Annotated in this window: 9 protein-coding genes and 1 pseudogene; 4 read left to right on the plus strand and 6 right to left on the minus strand. The window is 71.3% G+C overall.

Translation table 11 applies throughout. The annotated features are described in order from the left end of the window. Positions 1–159: 159 nt before the first annotated feature. A pseudogene (locus tag ACZ4SA_RS09965) lies at positions 160–417 on the minus strand (MFS transporter); the annotation flags it as partial. A gap of 49 nt (positions 418–466) precedes the next feature. Then, positions 467–1087 carry a hypothetical protein gene (locus tag ACZ4SA_RS09970; RefSeq protein WP_468271883.1) on the minus strand — a complete coding sequence of 207 codons (621 nt, stop codon included), beginning with the start codon at positions 1085–1087 and terminating at the stop codon, positions 467–469. Positions 1088–1182: 95 nt separating this feature from the next. On the opposite strand from ACZ4SA_RS09970, the gene npdG reads away from it, so the two are divergent. Together npdG and ACZ4SA_RS09980 are read left to right on the plus strand one after the other, a co-directional pair. Next, the gene (gene npdG, locus ACZ4SA_RS09975) at positions 1183–1902 is read left to right on the plus strand and encodes an NADPH-dependent F420 reductase (protein ID WP_468271886.1); all 720 of its coding nucleotides are present in this window, start codon (positions 1183–1185) and stop codon (positions 1900–1902) included. 72 nt (positions 1903–1974) lie between these two features. Beyond that, positions 1975–2184, plus strand: coding sequence for a hypothetical protein (locus ACZ4SA_RS09980; RefSeq protein ID WP_468271889.1), 210 nt, complete (start codon positions 1975–1977; stop codon positions 2182–2184). Positions 2185–2195: 11 nt separating this feature from the next. Here the strand turns inward: ACZ4SA_RS09980 and ACZ4SA_RS09985 are convergent, their stop codons facing one another. From ACZ4SA_RS09985 to panB, 3 genes are all read right to left on the minus strand, one after another. Continuing rightward, a complete protein-coding gene (locus tag ACZ4SA_RS09985; protein ID WP_468271892.1) occupies positions 2196–2996 on the minus strand; it encodes a site-2 protease family protein in 801 nt (266 codons plus the stop codon). A gap of 297 nt (positions 2997–3293) precedes the next feature. After that, positions 3294–3656, minus strand: a complete 363-nt coding sequence (locus tag ACZ4SA_RS09990) for a cupin domain-containing protein (protein ID WP_468271894.1) — start codon at positions 3654–3656, stop codon at positions 3294–3296. Between the two features lie 126 nt (positions 3657–3782). Continuing rightward, the gene (gene panB / locus ACZ4SA_RS09995; RefSeq protein WP_468271896.1) at positions 3783–4643 is read right to left on the minus strand and encodes a 3-methyl-2-oxobutanoate hydroxymethyltransferase; all 861 of its coding nucleotides are present in this window, start codon (positions 4641–4643) and stop codon (positions 3783–3785) included. A gap of 486 nt (positions 4644–5129) precedes the next feature. Here panB and ACZ4SA_RS10000 point away from each other — a divergent pair, with 486 nt between their 5' ends. Together ACZ4SA_RS10000 and ACZ4SA_RS10005 are read left to right on the plus strand one after the other, a co-directional pair. After that, entirely contained in the window at positions 5130–6080 is a 951-nt protein-coding gene (locus ACZ4SA_RS10000; RefSeq protein ID WP_468272354.1) for an endonuclease/exonuclease/phosphatase family protein, read from the plus strand. 193 nt (positions 6081–6273) lie between these two features. Continuing rightward, the gene (locus ACZ4SA_RS10005) at positions 6274–7506 is read left to right on the plus strand and encodes an MFS transporter (protein WP_468271899.1); all 1233 of its coding nucleotides are present in this window, start codon (positions 6274–6276) and stop codon (positions 7504–7506) included. Here the strand turns inward: ACZ4SA_RS10005 and ACZ4SA_RS10010 are convergent. Further along, a complete protein-coding gene (locus ACZ4SA_RS10010; protein ID WP_468271900.1) occupies positions 7475–9232 on the minus strand; it encodes an NAD+ synthase in 1758 nt (585 codons plus the stop codon). The two genes, ACZ4SA_RS10005 and ACZ4SA_RS10010, sit on opposite strands and share 32 nt — an antisense overlap. Positions 9233–9499: the final 267 nt, after the last annotated feature.

Below are 9499 nucleotides of genomic sequence, written 5' to 3' on the forward strand. Positions count from 1 at the left end.
TCGTACTGGACGTACCTGGATGACTCCGACAACGCAGCGAGTGTGCGTGCCAGGCGTCGTGGGCCAGGCGGGACTTTCGAAACACGCCCTAGCGCCCGGCGCTCCGGGGGCCGGGCGCCCCGGCCCCGTGGGGCCTGGGCTTGCCCCGACGGCCGGGGCGCCCGCCATCGCGCCCGCGCGGACCTGGCCCAGTTGCGGGCCGACGCTGTACGAGAGGACCTCGATGCCCGCCAGGCGGCCCCGCAGGCCCTCGGGGATCGTCTGGTTCCAGATCGTCGAGCGGCCGAGGCCGCTCAGCATGTCGCCCGCGCCCTCGCACGCCAAGCACAGCAGCACCAGCCACACGTTCGTGAACCAGCCCGCCGCCGCGATGGCGAGGCCCGGGCCCGCCGCGCCGAACACCACGAACGGCCCGTGCTCCAGCGGCCCCGGAGCCTCGGGCAACCGAATTGGCACAGGGCAGGCATCACCAGCGGGCCGGCGGCGGGGAGGTCAGCTGGTCCGCCAGCCACGACAGCCGGTCCCGCAGCCGCGAGCGTCCGCGTGGTGCGGGAACGCTGTTCTCGCCCGCCGCCGCGCTCACCAGGTGCTGGACGGTGTCGATGTCGATCTCGGACGCCCCCTCGGCATGCTCCGGACCCGGTACGGTCAGCGCCTCGTGGGCCAGCCCGTGCACCTCGGGGTCCCCGCCGTCCAGGGACAGCACCGTCGCACCCGCTCGCCGGGCGTCGTGGAGCCGTTCCAGCAGACCCCCGCCCGGCGCATCGGGCGCCACGACCAGCAGCGTCTCCCCGCGTCCGGCCGCCTCGAGCCTGCCGAGCCCGACGGTCAGGTGCGCCGGGTCGGCGCTGCGCACCCGGTGCCGCACGAGCGTCGGCGCCAGCTCGGGCTGCCCCGACCAGGTGGCCTCGTCGACAAGATGCGCGGCCAGGTGCCACGGCTCGTACTCCTCGGTCCCCACCAGCAGCAGCCCGCCGCTCCGCGGCACCACGGACGAGCGCAGCACGCCGGCGAACCTCCGGGTCGCCGCCGGCCACTGGGTCCCGGCGAGGACTTCGCGCAGCAGCGCGACGCGTACGGCATCCATGGCGCAGCATCCTGCACCCGAGCCCGCCGGCGCGGGGCCCGGTCGGCCCCGGCTCACCCGATCGGGAGGTGCGGGGCCCGAAGTAGGGTCGCCTCATGACAACTACTGGTACTGACAGTTCAGGCACCGCGCCCAAGGCCCCGGCCAAGGACCCCTGGGACCTTCCGGACGTCTCCGGCCTGGTCGTCGGTGTTCTCGGCGGCACCGGCGACCAGGGGCGCGGCCTCGCCTACCGGCTGGCCAGGGCCGGCCAGAAGGTGATCATCGGTTCCCGTGCCGTGGAGCGCGCCGAAGCCGCGGCGGAGGAACTGGGCCTCGGGATCGAGGGCGCCGAGAACGCCGAGTGCGCGCGGCGCAGCGACATCGTGATCGTGGCCGTGCCGTGGGACGGGCACGCCAAGACGCTGGAGACGCTGCAGAAGGAGCTCGTCGGCAAGCTTGTCGTCGACTGCGTCAATCCGCTGGGCTTCGACAAGAAGGGCGCGTTCGCGCTCAAGCCGGAGGAGGGCAGCGCCGCGGAGCAGGCCGCCGCTCTGCTGCCCGACTCGCGGGTGACGGCGGCGTTCCACCATCTGTCGGCCGTGCTGCTGCAGGACGAGTCGATCGAGGAGATCGACACCGATGTGATGGTGCTGGGCGAGGTCCGCGCGGACACCGACATCGTGCAGGCCCTGGCCGCCCGGATCCCCGGTATGCGCGGAGTGTTCGCCGGCCGGCTGCGCAACGCGCACCAGGTCGAGTCGCTGGTCGCCAACCTGATCTCGGTCAACCGCCGCTACAAGGCACACGCGGGGCTGCGCGTCACCGACGTGTAGGGCGCGTCGGGGCATGAGGGACACTGGTGGGGTCAGAAAGCCCCCGGCAGGACCCGACAGGAGCCGTACCCCATGCCCCGCCTCGCTCTCTACTCCCTCGCCGTCTGCGTCCTCGCCGTGGTCGCGGCGGTGCTCTCCTTCGTACAGGGCATGTGGTTCGGGATCGTGTGGGTGCTGCTCGGCGGGCTGGCGTCGAACATGGCCTGGTACTACCGGCGCCGGGCGAAGGCGGAGCGGGCAGCGGGCGCCGGGGCGGCGGGTAACGGCACCGGGTCGGCCTGATCGGCACCGGATCAGCCGGCTGCGGCGCAGAAGTCGTTCTGTCCGTTCCAGAACTCGAACAGGTCACGTCCGCAGAAGATGCCGAGCTCGTCCACTCCGAGCGACTCCATGATCCCGTAGATCGCGTCGAAGAAGACGACGTTGACCTCGGGGATGAAGAGGATCACGAAGACGATGATCAGTCCGAACGGTGCGATCGGCTCCACCTGGCGGCGCACCTTGTACGACAGCCAGGGCTCGATCACGCCGTAGCCGTCCAGGCCGGGGACCGGCAGGAAGTTCAGAAGCGCGGCGGTGACCTGGAGCATCGCGAGGAACGCGAGCGCGAAACGGAACTCGGTCGGCACCCCGTCCAGCGCGCCCAGCCAGAACGGGGCGGTGCACACGGCGGCGAACAGCACGTTCGTCAGGGGGCCCGCCGCCGAGATCATGCTGTGCTTCCAGCGGCCCGGGATGCGATTGCGCTCGATGAAGACCGCGCCGCCCGGCAGGCCGATTCCGCCCATGATCACGAAAATGACCGGCAGCACGATGCTCAGCAGCGCGTGCGTGTACTTCAGCGGATTCAGTGTCAGATAGCCCTTGGCGCCGATGGAGATGTCGCCGCCGTGCAGCGCGGTGCGGGCGTGCGCGTACTCGTGCAGGCAGAGCGACACGATCCACCCCGAGACGACGAAGAGGAAGACGGCGAGGCCGGGACTGGCCGCGAAGCCCGTCCACACCGCCCAGCCCGTCACCGCCATCACCGCGGCGATCCCGAGGAAGACGGGACTGATGGCGCGGTCGCTGTGGCGCCTGGCGGCGGTGGTCATGGACACGGCTCCTGACATGCGGCGGGTGTGCGGGTCGTGCGGCGAGGGTCGCACGGCGGGGTGTGCGCAGTAGACCGTACCGGTGACACGCGGGGAACGCCCCGGGGGGCCGTTTCCGGTTCCGGTTCCTGCCCCGCCCGGGCGGCGCCGACACGATTCCCGGGACGTGAGCTGCGCCGCCCCACTGGCCAACCTCCGCGCCGGCGCACCGAATTCATCGGCCGCGAGCCCGAACTCCCGTCCCCCGAACCGCCGACGGCCGCCGACGATGAGTCGGCGGCCTGTTGTTCCGGCAGGTCAGGGCTTTGCGTAGTCGCCGAACCCGAACCAGTCGAGCACTACGCACGGTTCGTCGCCGACCACGTACGCGTCGTGCCCCGGCGTGACGCTGATGAACTGGCCCTCTTCCACGTCGGCCGTCTCGCCGTCGTCCATGACGATGGTCATCCGACCGCTGACGACATAACCGACATGTGACGCCATGCAGCTGTCCGTCTCCGCGATGGGTTTGACGTGCGTCGACCAACGCCAGCCCGCTTGGAACACGGCCCGGCCGACCGGCCCCTGCTCCGTGTTGAGGAGTTCGAGCTTCCCCTTCCCGTCCTTGAACTCACGGGTTTCATCAGCCGAGTCGAAGGCCCTGCTCACGATTCCGGCCATGATCTTCCGCCTCCTGGCGGTGTTTCGCTGTGTTCCCGAGGCCGTTTCCCACATTACGCCGCCCACTGCGCCGACAGCCCGCCGACGGGGGAAGATCGGCGGGCTGTCGTTGGTGCCGGAAGTGGCTCAGTGGAAGGTGTGCTCCTCGGCGGGGAACGCCCCGCCCGCGACGTCGTCGGCGAACGCCTTGGCCGCATCCGTGAGGGTCTGCCGGAGGTGCGCGTACTGCTTGGTGAAGCGCGGCACCTTGCCGCCTGTCAGGCCCGCCATGTCGGTCCACACGAGGACCTGCGCGTCGGTGTCGGGGCCCGCGCCGATGCCGATGGTGGGGATGTGCAGGGACCGGGTGACCTCGGCGGCGAGCTCCGCGGGCACCAGCTCCAGCACGACCGCGAAGGCGCCCGCGTCCTGGGCGGCCTTGGCGTCGCGGACCAGCTGGTGGGCGGCCTCGTCGCTGCGGCCCTGCACCCGGTAGCCCATGGTGTTCACGGACTGCGGGGTCAGGCCAAGATGCGACATCACCGGGATGCCGGCCTGCACGAGCAGCTCGGTCTGGCCGAGCGAACGCTCGCCGCCCTCCAGCTTGACCGCGCCGACGCCCGCCTCCTTGACCAGCCGGGTGGCGTTGCGCAGGGCCTGGACCGGGCCCTCCTGGTAGGCGCCGAAGGGAAGGTCGCCGACGACGAGGGCGCGCCTGGTGCCCCGTACGACAGCGGCGGACAGCAGCGTCATCTCGTCCATCGTGACGGGCACGGTGGTCTCGTAGCCGAGGTGACAGTTGCCCATGGAGTCGCCCACCAGCACGACGGGAATGCCTGCCTCGTCGAAGACGGACGCGGTCATCGCGTCGTAGGCGGTGAGCATGGGCCACTTCTCGCCGCGCTCCTTGGCGGCGGCGATGTCGTGCACGGTGATACGGCGCGTCTGCTTGCCGCCGTACAGCGCCTTGCTGCTGTCGGAGGCTTTCTGGGCAGGCTGAAGCGTCATGGGGTATTCGGCTCCTTCGTCATCTCGTGGCGCCCTGACGGCGTCCCCGGATCGCCTCCATGGTGGCACTTCATGCCGCCCGGGCGAAAGAGGACCCCGTCACAACCACAAGCCCCGAGGCTCGACGCGCGGGCGCGTGCGTCCTCCCGGTTGAACCACGGCGGTGAACCACGCCGGTGGCCGCGTTCCGGGGCCGGACACCTGCCGGTCCGCGGCGCGCCGAGTGTGCTCGTTCTGTCACAGCGTCCTCACCTGGCCCGACAGCAGGAACCCGGCGTGCCGCCCCATCGTCATCGAGACAGTACGGCCGTCTCCGGACGGCGGGGTGACCGTCGGTCATCGCCTAGTGTCCTAAGGGCGACGGCGAGGCCGGTGTGACAGCAAGGCAGTGAGGACAGCTTTATGGCGCAGGCGTACACGGCGGAAACGGAGAACGACGCAGCGCGGACGCGGCACACCGGGTCCGGGGCCGGGAGGGCGCGGGTCCTGCTCGAGCGTCTGCGCGGTGACCGGGGCATCTGGCGCCGCGGCGTCCTCCTCGCGGCCTTCGCCGTGATCATCGCCCTGCTGATGATCCTGCACGCACAGATCCCCAACAGGCTGGGCAACCTCGGCAGCCTGACGGAGACGTTCCTGCCGTGGTTCGGCGTGTTCGTCCCGCTGATCGCCGTGGCGGCGCTGCTGCGGCGCTCCGCGACGGCGGTGATCGCTGTACTGCTGCCGCTGATCGTCTGGCTCAACCTCTTCGGCGGGCTGCTGACCGGCAAGGCCGCGGCGGCGGACGGCGAACTGACGATCGCCACCCACAACGTGAACGCGGACAATCCGGACCCGGTGGGCACCGCGAAGAAGGTCGCCGCGTCCGGAGCGGACGTCGTGGCGCTGCAGGAGCTGCCGGGCGGGCAGGTCGCGACGTACGAGCAGGCGCTGGCCGGTACGTACCGGTATCACGCGGTCGAGGGCACGGTCGGGCTGTGGAGCAAGTATCCGCTGACCGACACCTCCCCCGTGGACATCAAGATGGGCTGGACCCGGGCCATGCGCGCCACGGTCGAGACGCCGGACGGAAGCGTCGCGGTGCACGTCGCGCACCTGCCGTCCGTGCGCGTGAAGCTCGAGGCCGGCTTCACCGCGAACCAGCGCGACAACAGTGCCGACGCGCTGGGAGAGGCGATCGCGCGGGAGCGGACCGACCGGGTCGTGCTGCTCGGCGACCTCAACGGCACGATGAACGACCGCTCGCTGAACGCCATCACGTCCCAGATGCGCTCGACGCAGGGCGCCGCGGGCGACGGTTTCGGCTTCAGCTGGCCGGCCTCGTTCCCGATGGCACGGATCGACCAGATCCTGGTGCGGGGTGTGGAGCCGGTCTCGTCGTGGACGCTGCCGCGGACGGACAGCGACCATCTGCCGATCGCGGCGCGCGTCAAGCTGTGACGTTCCCCACCCCGCTCCTTCCCGCCCCTTGCCGGACCGGGGCAAGTCCCGGGCCCCGTACCGCGCTTCGCGTGGTGGTCATGGGGGCGGGCGGGGTGGGTACCTCGGCGCAACCCGCTGTTCACCGGCGGGAGCAAAACGTCTGAGAGTATTTGTTCCGAGAAGGAACTTACTCGGAAAGGCCCACCCTCACATGCCCTTGGCGCTACTCGCCCTCGCCGTGTCCGCCTTCGGCATCGGAACCACCGAGTTCGTGATGATGGGCCTCCTGCCCAACGTCGCCGACGACCTCGGTACCTCCGTCCCCACCGCGGGCCACCTCGTCTCCGCCTACGCCATCGGCGTCGTCATCGGCGCCCCCCTGCTCACCGCCCTCGGCTCACGCGTTCCGCGCAAGCGGATGCTGCTGCTCCTGATGGCGCTCTTCACCGTCGGCAACCTCGCCTCCGCCCTCGCGCCGGGCTTCGCGACGCTCATCGCGGGACGCGTGCTCGCCGGGCTGCCGCACGGCGCGTTCTTCGGCGTCGGCGCCGTCGTCGCGGCACGTCTCGTACGGGAGCACCGCCAGGCCCGCGCGGTCGCCACCATGTTCCTCGGGCTCACCGTCGCCAACGTCGTGGGCGTCCCCGCCGCGACCGCGCTCGGGCAGCACCTCGGCTGGCGTGCGACGTTCCTCGTCGTCACCGGCATCGGACTCGTCGCGATGGCCGCCCTCGCCCGGCTCGTCCCCGACACCCCGCTCGACGCCCACCAGAGCGTCGGCCGCGAACTGCGGGCGCTGGGGAACCGGCAGGTGCTGCTGGGTCTGCTGACCGCCGTGTTCGGCTTTGCCGGCGTGTTCGCCGTGTACTCCTACCTCGCGTCGATGACGACCGAGGCCATCGGCCTCGGCGAGCCGTCCGTCACCCTCGTTCTCGCCCTGTTCGGCATCGGCATGACGCTCGGCGCGCTGGCTGCCGGCCCCCTCACGGACCGGGCCCTGCGGCCGACGCTCTACGGCTCGCTCGCCGCGCTCGCGCTTGTCCTGGTGGCCTTCCCGTTCACGGTCCACATACCGTGGCTGGCCCTGACCACCGTCGCCGTCCTCGGCGCGGTCGGGTTCATGACCACCACGCCGCTGCAGATGCTGGTGATGCGCAAGGCCCAGGACGCGCCGACCCTCGCCTCCGCCTCCAACCACTCGGCCTTCAACCTCGCCAACGCCGGCGGCGCCTGGCTCGGCGGCGCGGCCATCGCGGCGGGCTGGGGCTGGACGTCCCCCGCGTTCGTGGGCGCGGTCCTCGCCGTGGTCGGCCTGGCCGTCGCCGCGACCGCCGGGCGGCTGGACCGCGAACGCACGGCGAAGGGGGCCTCCCGCGTCGTCGCCGCAGGAAGCCCCCGTACAGCGGAGCAGGTCAGGCCGTCGTCTCGCGCCAGCGGTTCGTGATCGGCAGCCGCCGGTCCTTGCCGAACCCCTTCGCGGAGATCTTGGTGCCCGGCGGGTACTGGCGCCGCTTGTACTCCGCCGTGTCCACCATCCGCAGCGTCTTCGTCACCAGCGCCTCGTCGAAGCCGGCCGCCACGATCGCGTCCTTGCCCTGGTCGCGGTCGACGTACAGCTCCAGGATCCGGTCCAGCACGTCGTAGTCCGGCAGCGAGTCGGTGTCCACCTGGCCGGGCCGCAGCTCGGCGCTCGGCGGCTTGGTGATCGACGCCTCCGGGATCGGCGGGGTCTCACCGCGTTCCTCAGCGGCGCGGTTGCGCCACTGGGCGAGCCTGAACACGCTCGTCTTGTAGACGTCCTTGATCGGCCCGTACGCGCCGACCGAGTCGCCGTACAGGGTCGAATAGCCCACCGCCAGCTCGGACTTGTTGCCCGGCGCGAGCACGATGTGGCCCTCCTGGTTGGAGATCGCCATCAGCGTCGTGCCGCGCAACCGCGACTGGAGATTCTCCTCGGCGAGACCGGTGAGCCCCAGCGCGCCCATGTACGCGTCGAACATCGGCTCGATCGGCACGGTGCGGAAGTTCAGTCCCGTCCGGCGGGCCAGCTCGGCGGCGTCGCCCTTGGAGTGCTCGGAGCTGTACTTGGACGGCATGGAGACGCCGTACACGTTCTGCGCGCCGAGCGCGTCGCAGGCGATGGCGGCGACGAGGGCGGAGTCGATGCCGCCGGACAGGCCGATGAGGACGGAACGGAAACCGTTCTTGGCGGCGTACGCGCGCAGGCCGACGACCAGAGCCGAGTACACCTCCTCGTCGTCGTCGAGCCGGTCCGCGTAACCGCCGGTGAGCTCCGCCTCGTACGCGGGCAGCGGCTCCTCGGACAGGAGGACCCGGTCGATGCGCAGCCCGTCGTCGACGACGCCGGTGGGCGCGTCGGCCGCGGCCGCGGGCAGATCCAGGTCGAGCACGACGCAGCCCTCAGCGAACTGCGGTGCACGGGCGATGACTTCGCCGTCCGCGCCGACGACGATCGAGTCGCCGTCGAAGACGAGCTCGTCCTGTCCGCCGATCATGGCGAGATACGCCGTGGTGCAGCCGGCCTCCTGGGCACGTTTGCGCACCAGCTCGAGGCGGGTGTCGTCCTTCTCCCGCTCGTACGGAGAGGCGTTGACCGAGATCAGCAGCCCGGCCTTCGCGCTGCGGGCGGCGGGAACGCGGCCGCCCTCCTGCCACAGGTCCTCGCAGATCGCGAGCGCGACGTCGATGCCGTGGACCCGGATCACGGGCATGCTGTCGCCCGGCATGAAGTACCGGAACTCGTCGAAGACGCCGTAGTTCGGGAGGTGGTGCTTGGCGAAGGTGAGCACCACCTCGCCCCGGTGCAGCACGGCGGCGGCGTTGCGCGGCGCGCCGGCGGGCTGGCCGTACTTCGGCTGAGCGGCGTCGGAACGGTCCAGATAACCGACGATCACCGGGAGCTCCCCGAACCCCTCGGTGCCGAGCCGCACGGCGAGCGCGCGCAGCGCGGAGCGGGACGCTTCGACGAAGGACGACCGCAGGGCGAGATCCTCGACGGGGTACCCGGTCAGCACCATCTCGGGAAACGCGACGAGGTGCGCGCCCTGCTCGGCGGCGTGCCGGGTCCAGTGCACGATCGCCTCGGCGTTGCCGGTGAGGTCGCCGACGGTCGAGTCGATCTGATTCAGAGCGAGGCGTAGTTGAGGCACGAGGCCAGTGTAATCGTCTTTCTGACGCGATGTCCTTGGGGGTGACGCGGCCCACACGGTGCGGGCCGCTGCGCGGGGCCCTTCCCCTCCCCGCCCTCCCCTACGCCTGACGGCGTGGGTGGTGCCGCCGTCCCGCTGTACCGATGTGCGGCTCCACCGCGTGGCAGGCTCCGCCCGGCCTTCCTCCCCAGGTCTGGCGGCCTGGGGGACCCGCGCCCGCGCGCCTCAAACGCCGGCGGGGCTTGATTCGCTCACGCACGCGGGCCG

The sequence above is a fragment of the Streptomyces sp. NPDC027962 genome, assembly GCF_055566095.1.